Genomic DNA, 20,602 nt, shown 5'->3' with positions numbered 1-20,602 from the left:
GCTCAGGCGGGGGGTCCTCAGCGGCTGGTTCGTGAAGTCGGGTGGGTGAGCGTAACGGTGTTTGGACCCCCGATGGAGTGAGCCCTCCCGGAACGGATCGTCCGACACCGCCATGGTAGTGAGCATGACATATTTCACATCCGCGCGAGGGCAGCCGTCTGCCCAGCTCAGAGCGCTCGTCGACGCCGGGATGGCCTGATTCGCCAGTAAGTCGTCATTGCTGCCAACGAAGCGGTCGATACACGCTGTGACGGTGTCTCAGCGACGTGTTGTAGTGGTGATCTATGCCGGGGCCCAGGCCCTGGACATCGCAGGGCCGGTCGAGGTGTTCGACACGGTCAACCGGCTGCTTGCCGACGGCCGGGACCGCGGCTACCGGATCGGGTTCGTCTCGCCCGACGCCCCGCGGGTGCGGACCTGTGCGGGCATGGTGGTCGAGGCGGAGCCGCTGGAGGCGGGGGAGGGGCCCATCGACACCCTGCTCGTTCCCGGCGGGTGGAGTCTCAAGGAGACACTCGACCGACCGGAGTTGGTGTCCTGGATCGGCCGGGCCGCCAAGCGGGCCCGCCGGGTCGTCTCGGTGTGCGGCGGGGCGTTCCTCCTGGCGGAGGCCGGGCTGCTGCAGGGACGGCGCGCCACCACGCACTGGGCGTTCTGCGCGGAGCTCGCCCGGCGGTACCCGGACGTGGTGGTGGAGTCCGAGCCGATCTTCGTCTGGGACGGGCGGTTCGTGACCTCCGCCGGGGTGGCGGCCGGCATCGACATGGCACTCGCCCTGGTGGAGGCGGACCACGGCGCGGCGTTCGCGTTGGAGCTGGCGCGCTTCCTGGTGTTGTTCTTCAAGCGCAACGGCGGGCAGTCCCAGTTCAGTTCGATCCTCGAGACGCAGCTGGCCGACCGGCCGCCGATCCGCACCGCGCAGGAGTGGATCGCGCAGAACCTCGAAAGCCCGCTGCCGCTCCCGGAGCTGGCCCGGCGCGCCAACATGAGCCTGCGCAACTTCGCCCGGGTGTTCCGGCGCGAGGTCGGTGTGCCGCCGGGGCAGTACATCGAGCAGTTGCGGATCGCCCGGGCCCGCACGCTGCTGGAGACCACCGAGCTGCCGGTCACGCAGATCGCCCACCGTTGCGGGTTCGGCGCGCCGGAGACGTTCTTCCGTTCCTTCGGCCGTGCCCTGGAGCTGACCCCGGGCGAATACCGCCACCGTTTCCAAGCCCTGTCTCCGGCCGGGCTGATGGTGCCGTCCGGAGCGGCCGAGAGGAGTGCGGGATGACCGTCGAGGTGCGGGTGGTCGACTACCTCGCCGGGGAACTGGCCCGGCTCGGGGTGAGCCACGTCTTCGGGGTCGGGGGCGCGAACATCGAGGACTTCTATGCGGCCCTGCACGCCGTCAGCGGCGGCGTGCGTGCCGTGGTGTGCAAGCACGAGTTCTCGGCGGCGACCATGGCCGACGGCTACGCCCGGACCACCGGACGGTTCGGGGTGGTCACCGCCACCTCGGGCGGCGGCGCGGTCAATCTGGTGCCGGGGCTGGCGGAGGCGTTCGCCTCGCGCGTTCCGCTGCTCGCGCTCGTGGGGCAGCCGCCCACCACCGCAGAGGGACGCGGGGCGTTCCAGGACAGCAGCGGGAAGGCCGGCTCCTTCGCCGCACAGGAGCTTTTCGCGCCGGTGAGCCGCTTCTGCGTGCGGGTCGAGTCCGCGGACGCGATCCCGGAGCTGCTCGCGGAGGCGATCGGCGCCGCCTGCGGCCCGGTGCGGGGACCGGCCGTGCTGCTGCTCCCGAAGGACGTCCAGCGCGCCCTGTTCGCGCCCCGCCGCATGGCGCCGCCTGCCGGACCGGCCCGGCCGCCGGAGCCCGCCCGCCCGGCGGAGCCGCCCCTGCTGCAGCGTGCCGCGGACCTGCTGGGTGGTGCGCGACGCGTCCTGGTGGTCGCGGGCGAGGGCGTCGCCGCCTCCGACGCGCGGGCGGAGCTGGCGGAGGTGGCGGCGCGGCTGGGCGCCTGGGTCGCCGTCAGCCCTGACGCCAAGGACGTCTTCCGCAACGATGATCCGCGCTTCGCGGGGGTCGCCGGGGTGATGGGCCACCGCAATGTCGAAGAGTGCCTGCGGCAGGCCGACGCCTGTCTGCTGGTGGGCACGCGGTTACCGGACCTCGCCCGAGCCGGGTTGGACGAGGCGCTGGCCGTGGTTCCGGTGGTCTGCCTCGACCCCGAGCCTGCCTACGTGCCGGCGCTCGCGGTACCGGGCCCGGTCCGCACCACCCTGCGCGCACTGACCGAGCGGCTCGGCCCCGCGCGGCCGACCCCGGAGCACGCCGGGCCGGTGCCGACGCCCACTCCGCCACCGCGTCCGGCGCCCCCCTCTGGAGTTCTCGGCCACGCGGAGGCTGTGGCCGCCGTCCAGGCCGCGCTGCCGCCGGACTGCCACGTCTTCGTCGACGCCGGCAACGCCGGCGCCGCCGCGATCCACAGGCTGCCGGCGCCGACGCACGGCCGGTTCGTCGTCGCGGTCGGCATGGGCGGCATGGGGTACACCTTCGGCGCCGGGATCGGCGCGGCGCTGGCCACCGGGAAGCGCACCTACGTCCTGGCCGGTGACGGCTCGTTCTTCATGCACGGGATGGAGATCCACACCGCGCTGGAGCAGCGGGCCCCCGTCACCTTCGTGATCTTCAACAACAACGCGCACGCCATGTGCGCCACACGCGAGCAGCTCTTCCTGGGCGGCCCGCATCCGAGCAATCTCTTCCACCCGGCCGACCTGGCCGGCGGCATGGCCGCCATGTTCCCGAGCCTCCGGGTCGCCCGGGCCACGGACCAGGGCCGCCTGCGCCGGGCCCTGCTGCACTCCAACAGCAGCGGCGGCCCGGCCCTCGTCGTGGTCGACCTCGACGCCGCCGAGCTGCCCCCGTTCCTGCCCTTCGTCCGCACCCTCCAGCAAGAGGAGAGCCCGCATGACCGCGCCCACGCCCACGTTGGCTGAGATACCCGGCCTGATCCGGGTGGAGCACACCGACCAGGAGCAACTGCTTGCCCGGTGCTCCGAGCTGACCAAGCCCGCCTACACGCACGAGGAGGTCCACGGGCAGTACTGCACCATCCAGGCCCACGTGGACTGCCCTCCCGACGAGGTGTACGACTACCTGCGCCAAGGCCACCACCTGGAGGAGTGGACGTTCAGCCTGCGCGGCTTCCGCCCGACCGGTTCGCCCGGCCTGTGGGTCGGCCAGGACCTGCTGGAGCGGGACACCCCGATCTACTGCCGGGTCGAGGCGTCCGCCGCGGCGCGGACCGTGGACTACCACTGCGCCTGGGACCAGGGCGACGACCTGTGGATGGTGTACCTCATGCGCGTCATCCCGGCCCAACTGGTGCTGAACCGGCCGGGATCGGTGGTCACCTGGACCAACTGCCGCCATCCGTACTATGACCGCAACCCCCACCCCGAGCTCGCCCCCCGCCCGGACCGGCCCTGGGTCGGTGACTTCTGGCCCCTCTTCTACGCGGGCCACACCGTGGAACTGGCCAATCTCAAAGCCATCCTGGAACACCGGCATCGCGCCGGGCAGCCGGTCTCCTCCGCGCCGCCGCGTACCACGGAGGCCCGGTGACCACGGTCAGCCTGACGGACGTCGCCGGCTACCTGCCGGGCGACGGCGTGCCCGCCGCGTACTACACCGAGTACCCCGGCGCGGAGGACAAGCTGCGCCACAGCCCGATGTTCCGGGTACCGGCCCTGCGGCACCACGTGGCCCCGGGTCAGACCAACGTCGACCTGGTGGAGTCCGCGGTGCAGCCCCTGATCGAGCGTCACGGGCGAAAGGAGATCCGGTCGGTCGACGTGCTGCTGGTCCACAGCCAACTCCCCGACATCCCGTTCGTGGGGGCCGGAACCGAGATCGCCAGGCGGCTCGGTCTCAGGCCGCGCTGGCTGATCGACGTCGCGAACGCAGGCTGTGCCTCCTTCGTGCAGATGCTGGAGCTCGCCCGGACCCTCCTCACCGGCACGGACGCCCGCTCGGCGCTGATCTGCAACGCGCAGAGCGCCGCCGGACAGCTGTTCACCCAGTCCGACGTGCGCGGGCTGGCCCAGGCGGCCATCCCCGGCGACGGCTGCGGGGTCGGCTACCTGACCACCTCGGCCGAGCGGCCCCTGCTGGGGGTCGTGACGCGCCACCTCCCCGAGTTCGGCGGCGACATGGTCGCCGAACTGGAGGACGGACGCAGGTACTGGGAGCCGGGGACCTCCCAGCTCCGGATCGGCTTCACCGAGGAGGGCGTCGCCCAGGTCATGGAGCGCGGCAACACGCTGGTGCCGCAGGTGGTCGGCGAGCTGTGCGGCCGGCTCGGCGTCCCCGCCGACGGGATCGACCTGCTGGTCACCAACCAGCCCAACCGGGCCTTCCTGCACAACTGGCGCGAGGCGCTGGGACTGCCTGCGGACCGCCACCCCGACACCTTCGACTCCTGCGGCAACCTCTTCGGGGCGGCGATCCCGGTCACCCTCGACCACTCCCTTCGCGCGGGACGGATCAGCCCCGGTGACCTGGTGGTCCTGGCGGGCTTCGCCCACGCCGGAGACTTCGCCGCTGCCGCCGCCGTCCGGTTCTGACGCCCCTTCGCGGTCATCTATGCTGCACGTTGGCCGCGGAGCGGTGGTGCACAGCGGGGAGATAGTGAGGTATGCCGGTGATCTGCGTCGGAGGCATGATCGGGATCGGCAAGACGAGCGTTGCCGAGGTCCTCGCCAAGGCGCTCGGCAGCCAGGTCTTCTACGAGAGCGTCGAGGACAACCCGATCCTTCCGCTGTTCTACACGGCGCGCCCGGAGGAGATCCAGGCCAAGCGCTACCCCTTCCTGCTCCAGCTGCACTTCCTGCGGACGCGCTTCGCCTCGATCAAGGAGGCGTACCGGCAGGGCGACAACGTCCTCGACCGCTCCATCTACGAGGACTGGTACTTCGCCAAGGTCAACCACGAGCTGGGCCGGATCAGCTCCCTGGAGATGCAGGTCTACGAGGGGCTGCTCGACGAGATGATGCGCGAGATCGACGGCCTGCCGTACCGCAAGGCCCCCGATCTCATGGTCTACCTCAAGGCGGACTTCGAGACGGTGCTGCACCGCATCGGGCTGCGCGGCCGTGACTTCGAACAGGACGAGAGCCTGGTCGAGTACTACCGGATCCTGTGGTCCGGCTACGACGACTGGGTGCACCGGCACTACTCGGCCAGTGAGGTCCTCGTCGTGGACATGAACCACACCGACGTGGTGAACAGCCCCGAGGACGCGGCCCGGGTCGCCCAGCAGGTCAAGGACGCACTGGCCGCCCCCGGGCGTCGCGCCTGACGCCGGGGGCGGCCGGCGCCCCTGAACTCCCTTTCCCGCCGGTCCTGTCAGTCCGTGGCGATGGCCTTCAGGACGTTCATCCGGCCGGCGCGGAAGGCCGGGAAGAGCGCGGCCAGCAGGCCCACCAGCGCGGAGCCGAGGAAGACGACGCCGATCGTGGTCCACGGGATGCTCAGCACGCCCAGCCCCGACAGGGCCAGCAGCTTCTGGGCCGCGACGCCCCAGCCCATGCCCAGGCCCACGCCGAGCACCGCGCCGAACAGGGCGATGACGACCGACTCCAGCCGGACCATCCGGCGCAGCTGGCGTCGGGAGAGCCCGATCGCGCGCATCAGCCCGATCTCGCGGGTGCGCTCGACGACCGAGAGTGCGAGGGTGTTCACCACCCCGAGGACGGCGACCACGATGGCGAGGGCCAGCAGGGCGTAGATCATGTTGAGCAGCTGGTCGAGCTGCTGCTGGATCATGGCCTTGTAGTCGGCCTGGTCGCGGACCTTGAGCTGCGGGTAGTCCGCGGTGGCGGCCTTGAGCGCGGCCGCCGCCTGGCTCTGCTGGCCGGGGATCGCCGCGGCGAACATCATGTCGTTCGCGGGGAACCGGTCCGCGGGGAGGTACTTGCGCGCGTCGGCGATGTTCATGTACATCGCGCCCTTGTCGAAGACCGTGTCGTCCGAGGTGATCGCGTCCACGGTGAGCCGCGCGGTCGACCCGCTGGTGAAGGCGACGTCGAGCCGGGTGCCGAGGGTGACCTTGTGGGACTTGGCCCAGCCGGCGGGCACCGACATCGCGCCGGGCCCGTAGGCGTCGATCAGCTTGCCCTGCACGGTCTTGGCCTGGAGGTCGTCGGTGTAGGACGGTGTGGCCGCCGCGATCACCGTCCTGTCCTTCGTGCCGTCGGGGGCGGTGACCGTCGCGGCGACATCCGTGCGGTCGGTGACGTGGGCCAGGTGACCGGCCGCGTGGACGGCCCTCGCCGCGGCCGGGCTGATCGGATCGCCGTTCCCGGCCTGGATGATGAAGTCGGCGCCGACGGACTTGTCCATCTGGGCGGTCGCCGAGGCGACCATCGAGTCGCCGACCACCGACAGGCCCGCGACCAGCGCCAGACCGATCATCAGCGCGGCGGCGGTGGCGCCGGTGCGGCGCGGGTTGCGCAGCGCGTTGCGCTCCGCGAGGCGGCCGATCGGGCCGAACCAGCGCAGCGTGACCGCGCCCAGGACCCGCACGACGAGCCCGGCGAGCAGCGGGCCGACGACGACGAAGCCGACCAGCGTCAGCAGCACGCCGGCCGCGAGCAGCCCGGAGCCTGCCGAGGCGGAGGACGCCGTCGCGGCCAGGGCGAGCGCGGTCCCGCCCGCCGCCGTCAGCAGCACCCCGAGCGCCGCACGGACGCGTCCGGCACGGGCGTCGGCGGGCGTGCCGGCGTCGCGCATGGCCGCCATCGGGGAGATCGCGCCGGCGCGGCGGGCCGGCAGCATGGCGGACACCACGGTCACCACGACGCCGACGGTCAGGCCGATCAGTGGCGTCGCCGCCTTGACCGTCAGATCCGCGGTGGTCAGGTGCATCCCCATCGCGCCCATGAGCTTGATCAGGCCGACCGCGAGGCCGATGCCCGCGCCGATCCCGGCGACGGAGCCGACCACGCCGAGCAGCACCGCCTCGACCAGCACCGAGCGGTTGACCTGGCGACGGCTCGCGCCGATGGCCCGCATCAGCCCGATCTCCCGGGTGCGCTGGGCCACCAGCATCGAGAAGGTGTTGACGATCAGGAAGACGCCCACGAGGACCGCGATCCCGGCGAAACCGAGCAGCACGTCCTTCATCGGGCCCAGGAAGGAGCCGATGTCCTTCTGGTTCTGGGCCTGCAGTTCGGCGGCCGTCTGCACCTGGTAGCCGCGGCCGATCGCCGCGTCGACCCGCGTCTTGAGCTGGTCGTCGCTGACGCCGGGCGCGGCGGTGAGGGCGAAGTCGGTGTAGGCGGTGCGGGAGCCGAGCAGCCCCTGCTGCGCAGTCCGGGTGTCGAGGTAGACGACGGCCGCACCGGGGTTGGTGGTCTTGAAGGTGGCGATGCCGCCGATGGTCACCTTGAAGTCGCCGGGACCGGCGATGACACGGAGGGTGTCGCCGATGCCGAGGTGGTGCTTGGCCGCGGTGTCGGCGTCCACGACGGCGTCGCCCGGTGCGAGCGGGACGTGGCCGGAGGTGACGGTGACGGTCTTCGTCTGGGTCGGGTTCCAGTTGGCGACGATGGTCGGCGCGCCCGTCGTGGAGCCGATGTCCTGGTTGCGGCCGTCGGCGACGGTGGCCTGCTGGCTGCTGACCTCGGGCACGACCGCGGCCACGCCCGGAACCCGCGCGAGCCGGGCCTGCAGCGAGGCGGGCAGGGTGTCCGGCGTCCCGGTCTGCTGCGCGTTGTCCACCTTGGCGGGGCTGACGGTGACGTCGGAGGCGGTCGTCGCGAACAGCTTGTCGAAGGTCGCGTTCATGGTGTCGGTGAAGACGAGGGTCCCGCAGACGAACGCCACCGACAGCAGCACCGCGACCGCGGAGAGGGCCATCCGGCCCTTGTGCGCGAGGAAGTTGCGCAGGGAGGTTCGCAGCACGGTCATGACGTCCGCCCGCGCACGTCGAAGGACTTCATCCGTTCCAGGACGGCGTCCGCCGTCGGTGCGAGCATCTCGTCGACGATCCGGCCGTCGGCGAGGTAGAGCACGCGGTCGGCGTACGAGGCGGCGACCGGGTCGTGGGTCACCATGACGATGGTCTGCCCGAGCTCGTCGACCGACCGGCGCAGGAAGCCGAGGATCTCGGCCCCGGCGCGCGAGTCGAGATTGCCGGTCGGCTCGTCGCCGAAGATGATCTCAGGGCGGGCGGCGAGGGCGCGGGCCACGGCGACGCGCTGCTGCTGGCCCCCGGAGAGCTGCGCCGGGCGGTGCTTGAGGCGTCCGGCCAGTCCGACGGTCGTCACGACGCGGTCCAGCCACTCCCGGTCGGGCGTGCGACCGGCGATGTCCATGGGCAGCGTGATGTTCTCCAGCGCGGTCAGCGTCGGGAGCAGGTTGAACGCCTGGAAGACGAAGCCGATGCTGTCGCGGCGCAGCCGGGTCAGCCGCTTGTCCCGCAGCTTGGTGATCTCGGTATCGCCGACCCAGATCTGCCCGCTGGTGGCGGTGTCGAGACCGGCCAGGCAGTGCATCAGCGTCGACTTGCCGGACCCGGAGGGGCCCATGATCGCGGTGAAACGCCCCCGGGGCATGTCGACGTCCACCGCGTCGAGCGCGACCACTCGGGTCTCGCCGCTGCCATACGCCTTGGTGAGCCCGCGGGCGCGGGCCGCGACGGACGTGCGCGAGCCGCTGCCCTGGGCCGGGGGGCTCGATACGGACGTGGTCACTGGGGTTCTCCTGAGGCTCGACACGGGCTTGCGTCCTTGTGTGTCCAGCCTGTTGGAGAAGCATCCCCGGAACCATGGGGCGGGTCACCGGGTCCGAGGTAGGGCGGAGCACCGGGTCCTGGGTAGGGGTAGCCCTACGTCGCCGCGAGAGCAGACGCCGGAACGCGGTGTCGCGCCGTCAGCTCGTGGCGGACACAGCCTCTCGCTTCGCACCCGGCCGGGCCCGCTCCGAGACCGCCTGCGCGAGCACGCTGTAGACGGCCAGGAGGATCAGGATCCCTCCGGTCACGATGTCGTTCGCGGCCGCCCGGCCGGCTTCGGAGTGGTGGGTGTAGCCCACGGCGAAGGGCGCGATCACGAGCCACGCTCCCGACAGACCGACGATGACGTCGCTGGTCCTGGTGGGCGTGCGCACCAGGCGGGCGAGGCCGTTGAAGAAGATCACGATACCGACCATGGTCTCGTTGAGGTGGGCCTCCTGGGCCTGGTAGGTCAGCGGGTAGCCGAGAACCACGACCGTGATGAACAACCACAGACCGATGACGAGAAGCGGATAGCCGAGGGCCTCCCGCTGGTCCGCCCACCACAGGTGCCGGGGTGGGACCACCCGGTGCCAAGGGACGACTTCGCGCGTGCGGGTTGGCGTCACAACCGCCATGGCAACCCCTTCGGTTCGGATGACGGGGTGCTGCTTTCAGCGGCGTCGCCGCTCGGCAGCAAGCGATGCTCTGTCCTTGGATTGTCGCTCCGCACCCGTCACCACGCCCGGCGAGGGCCATGGCGAACGCCGCCGCCGGGTCGGGGGTACCGCTGAACGGGTGAACAACGAGGCCAGGCCGGCCCCGGTCGTCAGTGGTCCTGTGCGGCGGCTGCCGCCGGGTCGGCCTCAAGTGAGCGCTTCAGTGCGGCGAGCGTCAGCGTCATGTTGCGGCGGTTCCAGTCCGCGCGGTCGCCGGTGCGCAGCACCGTCTCCGTCGTCCAGGCGCTGAGCCGGTCGCGGCGGTCCTGCCAGAACTGCTCCACCAGGGTCGCGCCGCCGTCCGGGTCGCCCGGGGTGAGGCGGAATCCCCAGCGGGCGACGGGAATCGGTCCGAAGCTGACGTCCCAGGCGAAGGCGCGTCCCGGCTCGGCCTCGACGACCCGGCAGACGGTGCTCCAGCGGATGCCGCCCTTGCGGTTGCGTCCCCGGAAGCGCGCGCCCAGCACCGGACCGGCCGGGGCGCCGCGCCAGTCGGCGCCGGTGCACTCGGGACTCCACTCGCCCATGCGCGTCACATCGCTGACGGCGGCCCAGACGGCGTCCGGCGCGGCGGCGATCTCCGTCCGGACGGAGACGGACTCACGGCCGGCACTGGTCATGCGCATCTCCTTCGAGGCGTGTCGTCCCCGGCATCGCACCGCCCGCGGGCCGGACGCGTCAACGTGCGCTCGGTCACCCCTGCACGGCAGGGCGGACACGGGTGGACCGGAACGGACAGCCCGCCGGACCGCGCCTGCCGCGGGCGGTCACGGCCTGGGCCGCCGCGTGGAACGGGCTCACCCCCGGAGCGGGCGTCGGCCTGGGACGTCAGGCCAGCGTCGTCGCGAGGAAGCGGTGCAGGGAGGCCGCCATGGCGGTCACGAACGCGTCGCGGGTCGGGTCGGGGAGGAGGTCGAGGGACAGGTAGGGGTTGAGGTCCTCGAGCTCGACCAGCAGCAGTCGGCCGTCCTGGTCGCGGCAGGCGTCCACCCGCTGGATGCCGTGGTCGAGGGTGTTCCAGTCGACGAAGCGGCGGGCGAAGGCGAGGTCGGCCTCGGTCGGCTCGTAGGGCCGCAGGTCCCAGCGCCGCTCGGGGTCGGGAGCGTAGAGGGCGTACTGGCAGACGTCGTCGACGAAGTAGAACGACACCTCGTAGCGGAAGTCGATCCTCGGCTGGACCAGGATCTCGCCGTAGGCGAGCCCGCCCAGCCGCTCCCGGGGGAGCACCCTCATCCCGATGGAGTCGGCGCCGATCTTGGGTTTGACCACGTACTCCGCGGCCTCGGGCAGACCGCCCAGGTCCTGCGGTCGGTCGACGGTGGGGATGACCGGGTACCCGGCGGCGGTCAGCTCCAGCAGGTACTGCTTGCCGGCCATGTCCCCACGACCCGTCAGCGGGTTGTAGACGCGGGTCCCGCGCGCGGCGGCCACCCGCCGGAACGCCTCGTATGCGGCCCGGTAGCGCAGCACCGGGCCGCTGTTGCGGACCACCACCGCGGAGAACACGTCCAACATCGCCGCGGCGTCGAGCGGGTGGCACAGGGCGAGGTCGAACTCGGTCCGCAGGCGCGAGGTCAGGAAGATGTCCTCGTCGCAGTAGCGCCGGCCCCGGGCCTGGTAGGCGAGGTCCGTCACGAACAGGATGCGGGGGCGGCCCGGCATGGTGCACCTCTCGGTTCGGTGGCGGCCAACCTACACGCCCGGGTCCGATGACGCGGCGAGGACGTCGTACGGGCGCGGCCGGACGTCCGTCCCGTCGCGGGTAGCCGCGGGGTAGCCGGCGGGTCGGCGCTCACCGGGCCCGCGAGGGCAGCCGGGGGACAACCCGACGGCCCCCGGGCCGCGTAGAGTCGGAGGATGGGAAGACAGGCAGCACTGGTGCTCTACGTGCTCGCGATGGTGGCCGTCGTGGTGGGCGTCGACGTCCTGTTCTTCAGGCACCAGTTCTGGCCGCGGCTGATGGCGAACATCGGGATCGTGCTGGTCTTCGGGGCGTTCTACCTGAGGTTCCTGAAGCACCCCTGAGACCGTCAGGACGGAGAGCGCCCCCGGCGATTGCCGCCGGTCAGGTCCGCGGATCGTCCGCGCTTCCCCTCCGCCGGGCGGTCGGGGGATCGGTCGAGTGGCCGATGCCCGCGTCATCGCCGCGCGATCCGCCGTGTCGTCCGCCGAAACGGGCAAAAGATGTGAACCCGCCCAAGGGCGGATGCGTATCCCCCGACAGGCCCCGCCTCGGGCGGACCGACCGCTTCGCAGCAGGTGACGCGGTGGCCCCATCGGAAGAAGCCCGTCATGAACCGTGTTCTCGCCCTCCCGGCCGTCGCCCTCGCTGTCGCGGCCCTGGCCGTCAGCTGCAGCTCCAGCACCAAGAACGCGGTCTCCTCGCCGCCCAGCGCCGGCGGCGCGTCCGCCTCGGCGTCGACGGCGGCGCTGCACACCGCGAGCTCGAAATACGGGCAGATCCTCGTCGACGGTTCCGGCCACACGCTCTACCTGCTGACCGCGGACACCGGGGGGAAGTCCTCCTGCAACGGCAGCTGTGCGACCTTCTGGCCGCCGGACCACACCACGGGCATGCCGAGCACCAGCGGCGTCACCGCCTCCATGGTCGGCACGACCACCCGCACCGACCACACGAGCCAGGTCACCTACAACGGCCACCCGCTCTACACCTTCGTCAAGGACGCCAAGGCCGGTGACGTGACCGGCGAGGGCGTCACGAACTTCGGCGGCACCTGGTACGTGGTCGGGGTCGACGGCAACGCGATCATGAGTGCGCCCGCGAGCCCGGCGCCGAGCCCGACCAGCAGCGGCTCCGGCGGCTCCGGCGGCGGGTACGGCTACTGAGCCCCGGGCCCGTCCAGCGGTGCAGCAGGGGGTCCGGGCGGGCGGTGACCTGCGAGGACGGCGTCCAAGCCGGCCACGGCGGTCTCCGCCGCCCGCCCAGCCCCCGCGGCCGCGTCCCGCGCGGCCTGGGCCTCCCCGTACTGCCATGCGTCGAAGGCCTCCACGGCGAGCTCAGGGAGCTCGGACAGCGCCGTCGCGGGCGCACCGGGCGCACGGCCGCCGACCGAACCGTCGCTCCTTCGATCAGCACTCATGTGGTTCACCTCGCCGGGCCCGGTCGCAACGTCCAGAGCTTCTGCTCCTCCTACGCCTGCGCCCGAGCGCCGGTTCACCGACGAGGACGTTCACCGACGTGGGCGGTTCACCGACGTGGACGGTTCACCGAAGAGCGGGGCGGCCGGGCCCGCCGCCTCAGGCGAAGGCCACGTTCTGGCGGAAGGCGAAGACGCGGTCGGGGTCGTAGCGGCGCGCCACCGACTTCAGGCGGGGGAGGTTGGCGCCGTAGTACGCGTGGCCCCAGTCGGGCAGGCCGGCGTCGATGTAGTTGACGTACGCGCCGCGCGCGCCCAGCCGGGCCAGACCGTCGCGGATCCCGTCGACGGTGCGGGTCACCGCGTTCCTGTTCGCGGGGGTGGCGCTCGCGTAGATCTGGGCGCTGGCGAGCGACGAGCGGTGGGGGAAGGCGGTCGCGTCGGGCCGCAGCTGGGAGACGGCCCCGCCGAGCGAGTCGAGCAGCAGGTCCACGCCCGCGTGCCCGTGCATCAGCTCGGTGACGCGCCCGGCGTCGAGCGGACGCGGGCCCAGCATCCGGGAGACCGCGACGAAGGACTCGCGGGGGAGGCGGCCGCCCTCCGAGACCGGGTGGCACTCGGCGAGCGTGTCGTTGGAGCAACCGGCCATGTACTTCATCGCGTCCAGGTAGCTCTTCGGCTGCACGCTGCGCGAGCTCGGCCGCACGCCCGCGGCGGCGATCAGCCGGTCCAGCAGCCGGTTCGCGGCGGTCTCGCCGCCCACGTAGCAGCCGACCAGGCGCGGGGTGGGCGGGTTGCCGCCGGCGACCTGACAGCTCGCCCACAGCTCGAACGGCGCCTTGGCGATCCACTCCTGCCAGGCCCCGATGATCGCGGGGGCGGAGCCCTTGGGGAAGCCGAGCGAGAAGACCGTCAGTCCGGGGGCGGGCTCGGTCTTGAAGGTGAACTGCGAGACCACGCCGAAGTTGCCGCCGCCACCGCCGCGCAGCGCCCAGTACAGATCGGGCTCGGAGCCGGGCGAGGCGGTGAGCAGCCGCGCGTCGGCCGTGACCACCTCGGCCTCGGCCAGCCGGTCGCAGGTCAGGCCGTACTTGCGGGTCAGCACGCCGATGCCGCCGCCCAGCGTCAGTCCGCTGACGCCGACGGACGGGCAGGAGCCGGCGGGCAGCAGCCTGCCCGCCCGGGCGAGGGCCGCGTAGACCTCGATCAGCCGGGCGCCGGCGCCCACCTCGGCGGTGCCGTCGGGGTGCACCCGGACCTGGGCCATCAGGCGCAGGTCGATCACCAGCCCGCCGTTCGGGATGCAGTACCCGAGGTAGCTGTGACCGCCACTGCGCGCGGCGATCGGGATGCCGTGCCCGCGGGCGACGTCGAGGCAGGCCTGAACGTCGGCGGCCGAGGCGCATCGGGCGATGGCGGCGGGCCGATGACCGTCGTTCAGCTCGTTGAAGCCGAGCCGGTAGACGGGGTAGCCCGGATCGCCGGGCAGCACCAGGCGGCTGCCCAGCCGCGCACGCAGCTTCCGCCAGTCGGGCGGCATGTGGGCCTGGACGCGGGCGCGGGTCGGCCACGCGTCGACCGATGTCGCCGCGCCGGTGCGCAGCATGCCGCCGCCGAGCGCCGCCGCTTGGTGGGCCCCTGCCAGCACCGCCGCCCCGCCCGCGCCCAGCGCGGCGAGGAAGCTCCGTCGGTCGACCGTCATGCGTGTGCCTTCTTTCGGGTGGTCGGGGCGCGCCGTGCGGGTGTCGTCGCCGCGATCCGTACCCGCTCCCCCGCTCGTGGCGCGTCGCGCTCCCCCGTTCGGCACACGGGAGTACACGTTCGACCTACCGGCGTGCGACATTGCGGACGGTCAGGAGAGCGGGGGGACCACAGGAGCCGCTTCCCCGCAGTGGCATGACCCGGTGTCATGCACAGCCGCTCCGCTCGCACCGACGCCACGAACCCGCTCCGCGGTTCCCACGGGGCTCCAGGGACCCGCACGGCCCAGGCGGGCTGCCGGGCCTCCGCCCAGGACGGCCGCGGGCCGAGCGTCTGCGTCAGTGCGGCGCGGCCGGCCGGGGTGAGCCGGACGGCGCGTCGGCCTGGTCGGAACTCGATCCGGGCGGCGCCGGTCAGGTCGGTGAGCAGGGCAGCGAGTGCTCCGCCCGGCTTGCGACCCGGTCGGGCCCGCACCGCGGCAGTCTCGTCGTGGCGATGGGCAGCACTCCGGGCAGCGGACTGCGCGCCCTCCCCGACGCCCGGCTGACGGGTCCGCCCCCACGGGCGGTACGGGAACCGGGCCCACCGGTTCCTGCGTGACTACACGTGGCCGGCCCGGCCGACAACGGCGTGACAGGGCAACGGAGTTCGTGGTCGACGGGTGCATGTCCGGCGAGCGGCGGGGCAGGCGACCGGTGGACCGAGTCGAGCTGGACGGCCGCCGCCGGCGGCATTCGAACGGAGGGAACCCGTGAACAGTCACCACCGCACCGCGCCCGTGGTGCTCCGCCGCGCGGCCTGGGACCTCGTCGCGGTCGTCGCAGGCGTGACGGCCGTGCTCAGCTTCCTCGCACTGGTGCTCAAGTTCGACAGCCTGACCGACGCCTCCCGCATCGTCGTCGCCTGCGTGGGCCTCGTCGCAGTCGGCGTCTTCGTCGCCAAACACACCGCCGAACGCCGCATCGGCGGTCCCCACGACCGGTAAGGCCCCGCCGGGCACCCGCGGCCCCGGGAGAAAAACCGGTGGAGACGACGCCCGGGGCGGCGCTAGCCTCCGGAGCGATGAAGAGCCGCACGGTGATCGGCCTCTTCCCCCGGCAACGCCACGACGAGGAATCCGCCTACCGGCCCGACCCGCCGCCCTTGTGGGCGCGCGTCGTCGAAATCCGCAGCTGAGGGGCCCCGAGCCGGGCGCGGCTGTCCCGGCCGGAGACATCGGGTGCGCGCGGGGCCGGAAAGGCGGAGGCTGGAAGGCAGACGCGCGCCGGGAGACCGTCGTGGCGGGGGTGCGCACGACGGCGTCGGGGCCGAGGAACGAGGGCGGAACCGATGACTGACACGCATTACCGACTGGACTGGTCCGGCTCGATCGGCTGGCGGGGCGGCCATGTCGACAGCGGGGACCTGCTGGACCAGCTCGACGCCGAGCACGAGAAGATCCGGCTGCTCCTCGGCGGCATGCTGGGGATCCCGATCGGCGACCCTGAGCGGAAAGCGCAGATGGACAGGGTCTCGCCCGTGATCGTGCGGCACGGCGTGATCGAGGACGAGCTCCTGTACCCGCTCATGGCGCGGCTCCCCGAGGGCGCGGACGGGGCGGTGTCCCGCGTGGCCCACGACGACCACGTGCGGGCCGAGGCGGCCCTGCACGCGCTCGGGCTGCTGAAGGCGAAGGACCCGGACTTCACCCGCGAGTTCGCCGTGCTGAACGAGCACATGACCGGCCACATGTCTTGGGAGGAGGCGCGGGTGTTCCCGGCCCTCCGGGCCACGGTCGCGCAGGCCGAGCTCGACGAGCTCGGGGCGCGGGCCCGGGAGCTCCGCCTGCGCGGCCGTACCACCCCGCAGGCGCCGCCCGGTGTCCGTCCGCCGGAGGACCACTACGCACCTGGTGAGAAGAGCTTCCGGGAGCGCATGCACGACCGGTTCACCCCTGCCGGCGGGTGGGGAGCCCTGCGCCCGCACTGACCCACCGCTGGCACACCCCCGCGAATGCGGCGGCTCACTTCCTGCTTCCTCACCTCTTGGGCGGCTCACTTCCTGCTTCCTCACCTCTTGAACGACCTGTCTGACCCGTCCGGCCCAGACGTTTGCCCCGGGCCGGACGGGTCAGACGCATGGGGAACCATGACGCGCACGACGAGGAAGGAGCCCTCGTATGCTGCTGCTCGGCCTGTTGCTGATCGCCGCCACCGCGGCGTTCACCGGCCTCGTGATCGCGGACAACCTGTCGGGTGGGCCGGAGTACCACGTGACGGTCCTCGGCAACACCATCGCCACGATGAACAGCCTGGAGATCTTCCTTTCCGGCCTCGCTCTGGCGCTGATCTTCTGCCTCGGGCTGGCCATGACCGGGACGGGCGGAGTGCTGGCCAGGCGCCGTCGGCTGCGGCTGCGCGAGGCACGCCACGCGCGCCACGGCAGGACCGGTGACGCGGTCCCGACCACCCCGAACGGCACCGGCGCGCCGGTGCCGGCGCCCCTGACGGAGCGCGGGACGACCCCACAGCCAGTGGCCCAGCCGCGGATGACCGAGGCCGGGACGACTCGGTCCGGCCAGGCGGCGGACACCGCCACCGAGCCCGCCGACACCGGGACCGGTTCCACCACGACGACCACGGCCCCTGCCGAGACGACGACCACCTCCGGCCGGCCGCGCCGCCACATGCACCTGTTCGGGCACTGAGCCGGCGTCGCCACACCGAGCGGACGGCCCCCGCGCCCCACAGCGCGGTGGCCGTCCGCTCGTCTGCCGGGCCCGCGCCCGCGCCCGACACCCGCGGGTCCCGCCGCGATCAGGGCCGTCCGGCCGGTTGCAGACGGGCGCGTCCTGGCCGAGAGTCAAGGAGGTCGGCAAGTCACCGCAGCCACGGATGAGTCCGCGGAGAAGACGTCCGCGGAGGAGAGATCCGCGGACAGGACAGTAGTGAGGGGACCGTCATGACGATCGCGACCGTCGATCCGGCCACCGGCCGGACGTTGGCGACCTTCCCGGCGCTGGACGCGCAGGGTGTCGAGGAGCGGCTGCGACTCGCGGCCGAGACCTTCGAGCGCTATCGGACCACCGCTTTCGACCACCGTTCCGAGCTTCTGCGCCGCGCCGCCGACAAGCTGACCGCCGACCGGGAGGAGGTGGCCCGCACGCTGGTGACCGAGATGGGCAAGCCGCTGGCGCAGGCCCGCGCCGAGGCGGACAAGTGCGCCAAGTCGATGCGCTGGTTCGCCGACCATGCGCCCGGTCTGCTCGCCGACCAGATCCCCGAGGACGCGGACGTCACCGACAGCGGGGCCGCGTCGGTGCGCGTCCGCTTCCGGCCGCTGGGGCCGGTGTTGGCCGTCATGCCGTGGAACTTCCCGCTGTGGCAGGTGATCCGAGCCGCCGCGCCCGCGTTGATGGCCGGTGACGTGCTGCTGCTCAAGCACGCCTCGAACGTGCCGCGCACCGCGATGTACCTCCAGGAGCTTTTCAGCGAGGCGGGTTACGAGCCCGGCTGCTTCCAGACCCTGCTCATCTCGTCCGGGCAGGTCGCCGACGTGATCCGCGACGACCGGGTCGCGGCGGTCACGCTCACCGGCAGCGAGGGCGCGGGTCAGGCCGTCGCGACGGTCGCGGGCGAGCAGTTGAAGAAGTGCGTACTGGAACTCGGCGGCAGCGACCCGTTCCTGGTGCTGCCCTCCGCCGACGTCGCCGCGGCCGCCCAGGTCGCGGTGCGGGCACGGGTCCAGAACAACGGTCAGTCCTGCATCGCCGCCAAGCGGTTCATCGTCCACGAGGAAGTCTTCGACGCGTTCACGCGCGCCTTCGTCGACGGCATGCGTGCGCTGCGGGTCGGCGACCCGATGCAGGAGCACACCGACGTGGGCCCGTTGGCCACCGAGCAGGGCCGAACGGACCTGGAGGAGCAGGTCGAGGACGCACGCGGCAAGGGCGCGCGGGTCCTGTGCGGCGGGCAGCGGCCGCCGGAGCAGACCGAGGGCTGGTACTACGAGCCGACGGTGATCACCGACATCGACCCCGCCATGCGGCTGCACCACGAGGAGTGCTTCGGCCCGGTGGCCACGCTCTACCGGGTGCCGGACCTGGCCGCGGCGATCGCGCTCGCCAACGACACGCCCTATGGGCTGAGTTCGAACGCGTGGACCCGCGACCCGGGCGAGCAGGAGGTGCTCGCCCGGGACCTGCAGGCCGGGGGCGTCTTCTTCAACGGGATGACCGCCTCGCACCCCGCTTTCCCGTTCGGCGGCGTCAAGCGCTCCGGCTACGGCCGGGAGCTGGACGGGTTGGGCATCCGGGAGTTCACCAACCCGACCACGCTCTGGTACGCGGCGGAGTGAGGCCGGCCGCGCCGCCGGTCGGGGTCAGCTCAGGGACTTGAGCGACGCCGCGTCGTAGGGCTTGAGCTCGTCGAAGCGGCCGGCGAGGACCTTGGCGGCCCACTCCGGGTCCTGGAGCAGCGCGCGGCCGACGGCGACCATGTCGAACTCCTCGCGCTCCATGCGGTCGAGGAGGTTGTCGATGCCCTGCACCGGCGAGCCCTCGCCCATGAAGGCGCCGATGAAGTCGCCGTCGAGGCCGACCGAGCCGACGGTGATGGTCGGCTTGCCGGTCAGCTTCTTGGTCCAGCCGGCCAGGTTGAGGTCCGAGCCCTCGAACTCCGGGAGCCAGTAGCGGCGGGTGGAGGCGTGGAACGCGTCGACGCCCGCGGCGGCGAGCGGGGCGAGGATCGCCTCCAGCTGCTCGGGGGTCTCCGCGAGCCGGGCGTCGTAGGCCTCCTGCTTCCACTGCGAGAAGCGGAAGATCACCGGGAAGTCCGCGGAGACGTTCGCCCGGACCGCGGCGGCGATCTCGGCGGCGAACTTGGTGCGGGAGACCGGGTCGCCGCCGTAGGCGTCGGTACGGCGGTTGGTGCCCGCCCACAGGAACTGGTCGACGAGGTAGCCGTGGGCGCCGTGGAGTTCGACGCCGTCGAAGCCGGCGCGCTCGGCGGCGGCCGCCGCCTCGGCGAACGCGCCGATGACGTCGTCCAGGTCCTGCTGCGTCATCGCGTTGCCGGTGCCCTCGGTGCCGTCGATGCGCAGCCCGGAGGGGCCGACCGCGGGGGCCTCGGCGAACGGCGGCTGGCCCTGCTTGCGCACCATCCCGATGTGCCACAGCTGCGGCACGATCGTGCCGCCCGCGGCGTGCACCGCGTCGGCGACCCGCGCCCAGCCGGCTAGCTGCTCCTCGCCGTGGAAGCGCGGCACCCGGTCGCTCTGGCCCGCGGAGTCGTGGCCCACGTAGGTGCCCTCGGTGACGATCAGACCGACGCCCGCCGCGGCGCGGCGCGCGTAGTAGGACCGGACGTCCTCGCCCGGGACGCCGCCCGGGGAGAACATGCGCGTCATCGGCGCCATCGCGATGCGGTTGGGGACGGTCAGACCGTTCAGGGTGACGGGCCGGGACAGGATCTCGGCCGCGCGGGAGGCGGAGGACGCAACGGTGGTCATATGGTTCCTCAAGGTGCCGGACATTTGATGTGGGCAAGTATTTCGTGCAAGCGTGACAACCGCGGACGGCCGCCGTCCATTTCACCGCTCGGTCATGCTGGGCCGTGATCCCCGTCACATTCGGGGCGGCCCCGGCGGTCGGGCCCGTCGCCGTGGTCGCTAGAGTCGACCCGTGAGCGACCAGGTACAGGCCCCCTTCGGGAAGTTCCCCACCGTCCGGCTCGCGCTCGACGCGTCAGCCGATCTCGTCTCGCCCGTCGCCGCCGCCCTGCGCGACTGGACGGACCGGGAGGCGGCCCGGTCCGTGCTGTGGGTGGACACCGACCCAGAGAAGGCGGACACCGCCGTCTTCTGTGCGACCTACGAGGCCCCTCCGGAGCTCTCGGCCAACTGCGTGGTCGTCGCGGCCAAGCGCGGCGGGGAGACGACCATGGTCGGCTGTCTGGTCCTGGCCACCACCCGTCTGGACGTCAACCAGGCCGTCCGCAAGCGCCTCGGCGCGCGCAAGGCCTCGTTCGCGCCGATGGACGCGGCCGTCGCCGGCACGGGGATGGAGTACGGCGGCATCACCCCGCTGGGGCTGCCCCCCGAGTGGCCGCTGCTGGTCGACGAGGCCGTGGCCGCCGCGCCGTCCGTGCTGGTCGGCAGCGGCGCGCGGCGCGGCAAGCTGATCCTGCCGGGCTGGGCGGTCGCCCGCCTCCCCGGCGCGGAGGTGCTGCCGGGCCTCGCCACGCCGGCGGCGACAGCCTGACGCCACGCGACGGCCTGACGCCACGCGACGGCCCGAAGACGCGCAACGGCGCGAAGGCAGGCAACGGCCCGAATACAGCCGTTC

Annotated in this window: 20 protein-coding genes; 12 read left to right on the top strand and 8 right to left on the bottom strand. The window is 72.6% G+C overall.

Features of this window, described 5'->3' with window-relative positions:
* Positions 1 to 253: 253 nt before the first annotated feature.
* The 5 genes from TR48_RS15670 to TR48_RS15650 all read left to right on the top strand — a co-directional run bounded on the left by TR48_RS15670 (position 254) and on the right by TR48_RS15650 (position 5,345).
* Complete coding sequence (locus TR48_RS15670) at positions 254 to 1,273, top strand: GlxA family transcriptional regulator (RefSeq protein ID WP_201777122.1); 1,020 nt, start codon at positions 254 to 256, stop codon at positions 1,271 to 1,273.
* Positions 1,270 to 2,982 carry a thiamine pyrophosphate-binding protein gene (locus TR48_RS15665; protein WP_042367350.1) on the top strand — a complete coding sequence of 571 codons (1,713 nt, stop codon included), beginning with the start codon at positions 1,270 to 1,272 and terminating at the stop codon, positions 2,980 to 2,982. The genes TR48_RS15670 and TR48_RS15665 overlap by 4 nt, the downstream gene beginning before the upstream one ends.
* Positions 2,954 to 3,610: a hypothetical protein gene (locus tag TR48_RS15660; RefSeq protein ID WP_042367349.1), complete on the top strand. Its 657-nt coding sequence runs from the start codon at positions 2,954 to 2,956 to the stop codon at positions 3,608 to 3,610. Before TR48_RS15665 ends, TR48_RS15660 begins: the two co-directional genes overlap by 29 nt.
* Positions 3,607 to 4,611: a 3-oxoacyl-ACP synthase III family protein gene (locus TR48_RS15655; RefSeq protein ID WP_042367348.1), complete on the top strand. Its 1,005-nt coding sequence runs from the start codon at positions 3,607 to 3,609 to the stop codon at positions 4,609 to 4,611. The genes TR48_RS15660 and TR48_RS15655 overlap by 4 nt, the downstream gene beginning before the upstream one ends.
* Before the next feature lie 71 nt (positions 4,612 to 4,682).
* The gene (locus tag TR48_RS15650) at positions 4,683 to 5,345 is read left to right on the top strand and encodes a deoxynucleoside kinase (RefSeq protein ID WP_042367347.1); all 663 of its coding nucleotides are present in this window, start codon (positions 4,683 to 4,685) and stop codon (positions 5,343 to 5,345) included.
* Between the two features lie 47 nt (positions 5,346 to 5,392).
* Here the strand turns inward: TR48_RS15650 and TR48_RS15645 are convergent, their stop codons facing one another.
* From TR48_RS15645 to TR48_RS15625, 5 genes are all read right to left on the bottom strand, one after another.
* On the bottom strand, positions 5,393 to 7,957 hold the full coding sequence (locus TR48_RS15645) for an ABC transporter permease (RefSeq protein WP_042367346.1): 2,565 nt from the start codon (positions 7,955 to 7,957) through the stop codon (positions 5,393 to 5,395).
* Entirely contained in the window at positions 7,954 to 8,742 is a 789-nt protein-coding gene (locus TR48_RS15640) for an ABC transporter ATP-binding protein (RefSeq protein ID WP_042367345.1), read from the bottom strand. Before TR48_RS15640 ends, TR48_RS15645 begins: the two co-directional genes overlap by 4 nt.
* Before the next feature lie 178 nt (positions 8,743 to 8,920).
* Positions 8,921 to 9,400: an SPW repeat domain-containing protein gene (locus tag TR48_RS15635; RefSeq protein ID WP_084729459.1), complete on the bottom strand. Its 480-nt coding sequence runs from the start codon at positions 9,398 to 9,400 to the stop codon at positions 8,921 to 8,923.
* Positions 9,401 to 9,591: 191 nt separating this feature from the next.
* Positions 9,592 to 10,101, bottom strand: a complete 510-nt coding sequence (locus tag TR48_RS15630; RefSeq protein WP_042367343.1) for an SRPBCC family protein — start codon at positions 10,099 to 10,101, stop codon at positions 9,592 to 9,594.
* A 208-nt stretch (positions 10,102 to 10,309) separates the two neighbouring features.
* Positions 10,310 to 11,143: an ATP-grasp domain-containing protein gene (locus tag TR48_RS15625; protein ID WP_042367341.1), complete on the bottom strand. Its 834-nt coding sequence runs from the start codon at positions 11,141 to 11,143 to the stop codon at positions 10,310 to 10,312.
* A gap of 195 nt (positions 11,144 to 11,338) precedes the next feature.
* Between TR48_RS15625 and TR48_RS44345 the strand changes: the two genes are divergently transcribed.
* Positions 11,339 to 11,506, top strand: coding sequence for a hypothetical protein (locus TR48_RS44345; RefSeq protein ID WP_170183533.1), 168 nt, complete (start codon positions 11,339 to 11,341; stop codon positions 11,504 to 11,506).
* A 267-nt stretch (positions 11,507 to 11,773) separates the two neighbouring features.
* Positions 11,774 to 12,328, top strand: a complete 555-nt coding sequence (locus TR48_RS39725) for a COG4315 family predicted lipoprotein (protein ID WP_042367339.1) — start codon at positions 11,774 to 11,776, stop codon at positions 12,326 to 12,328.
* Here the strand turns inward: TR48_RS39725 and TR48_RS15615 are convergent.
* Positions 12,322 to 12,582, bottom strand: coding sequence for a hypothetical protein (locus TR48_RS15615; RefSeq protein ID WP_042367337.1), 261 nt, complete (start codon positions 12,580 to 12,582; stop codon positions 12,322 to 12,324). The two genes, TR48_RS39725 and TR48_RS15615, sit on opposite strands and share 7 nt — an antisense overlap.
* Before the next feature lie 157 nt (positions 12,583 to 12,739).
* Positions 12,740 to 14,281: an FAD-binding oxidoreductase gene (locus TR48_RS15610; RefSeq protein WP_042367336.1), complete on the bottom strand. Its 1,542-nt coding sequence runs from the start codon at positions 14,279 to 14,281 to the stop codon at positions 12,740 to 12,742.
* 750 nt (positions 14,282 to 15,031) lie between these two features.
* Here TR48_RS15610 and TR48_RS15605 point away from each other — a divergent pair.
* The 4 genes from TR48_RS15605 to TR48_RS15590 all read left to right on the top strand — a co-directional run bounded on the left by TR48_RS15605 (position 15,032) and on the right by TR48_RS15590 (position 18,615).
* Complete coding sequence (locus tag TR48_RS15605) at positions 15,032 to 15,265, top strand: hypothetical protein (protein WP_042367335.1); 234 nt, start codon at positions 15,032 to 15,034, stop codon at positions 15,263 to 15,265.
* Between the two features lie 344 nt (positions 15,266 to 15,609).
* Positions 15,610 to 16,248 carry a hemerythrin domain-containing protein gene (locus TR48_RS15600; protein WP_042367334.1) on the top strand — a complete coding sequence of 213 codons (639 nt, stop codon included), beginning with the start codon at positions 15,610 to 15,612 and terminating at the stop codon, positions 16,246 to 16,248.
* A 190-nt stretch (positions 16,249 to 16,438) separates the two neighbouring features.
* The gene (locus TR48_RS46590) at positions 16,439 to 16,966 is read left to right on the top strand and encodes a hypothetical protein (RefSeq protein WP_369405583.1); all 528 of its coding nucleotides are present in this window, start codon (positions 16,439 to 16,441) and stop codon (positions 16,964 to 16,966) included.
* Between the two features lie 254 nt (positions 16,967 to 17,220).
* Positions 17,221 to 18,615 (top strand): aldehyde dehydrogenase family protein, encoded by a 1,395-nt coding sequence (locus TR48_RS15590; protein ID WP_042367333.1) that lies wholly within the window; start codon positions 17,221 to 17,223, stop codon positions 18,613 to 18,615.
* Positions 18,616 to 18,639: 24 nt separating this feature from the next.
* On the opposite strand, the gene TR48_RS15585 is transcribed toward TR48_RS15590, so the two are convergent.
* Entirely contained in the window at positions 18,640 to 19,767 is a 1,128-nt protein-coding gene (locus tag TR48_RS15585; protein WP_042367332.1) for an NADH:flavin oxidoreductase, read from the bottom strand.
* A gap of 172 nt (positions 19,768 to 19,939) precedes the next feature.
* Between TR48_RS15585 and TR48_RS15580 the strand changes: the two genes are divergently transcribed.
* On the top strand, positions 19,940 to 20,518 hold the full coding sequence (locus TR48_RS15580) for a YbaK/EbsC family protein (protein WP_042367328.1): 579 nt from the start codon (positions 19,940 to 19,942) through the stop codon (positions 20,516 to 20,518).
* The last annotated feature ends 84 nt before the right edge of the window (positions 20,519 to 20,602 follow it).

It is taken from the genome of Streptacidiphilus neutrinimicus (assembly GCF_000787815.1).
Classification (GTDB): domain Bacteria; phylum Actinomycetota; class Actinomycetes; order Streptomycetales; family Streptomycetaceae; genus Streptacidiphilus; species Streptacidiphilus neutrinimicus.
This window is presented reverse-complemented; position numbering and strand designations above follow the sequence as displayed.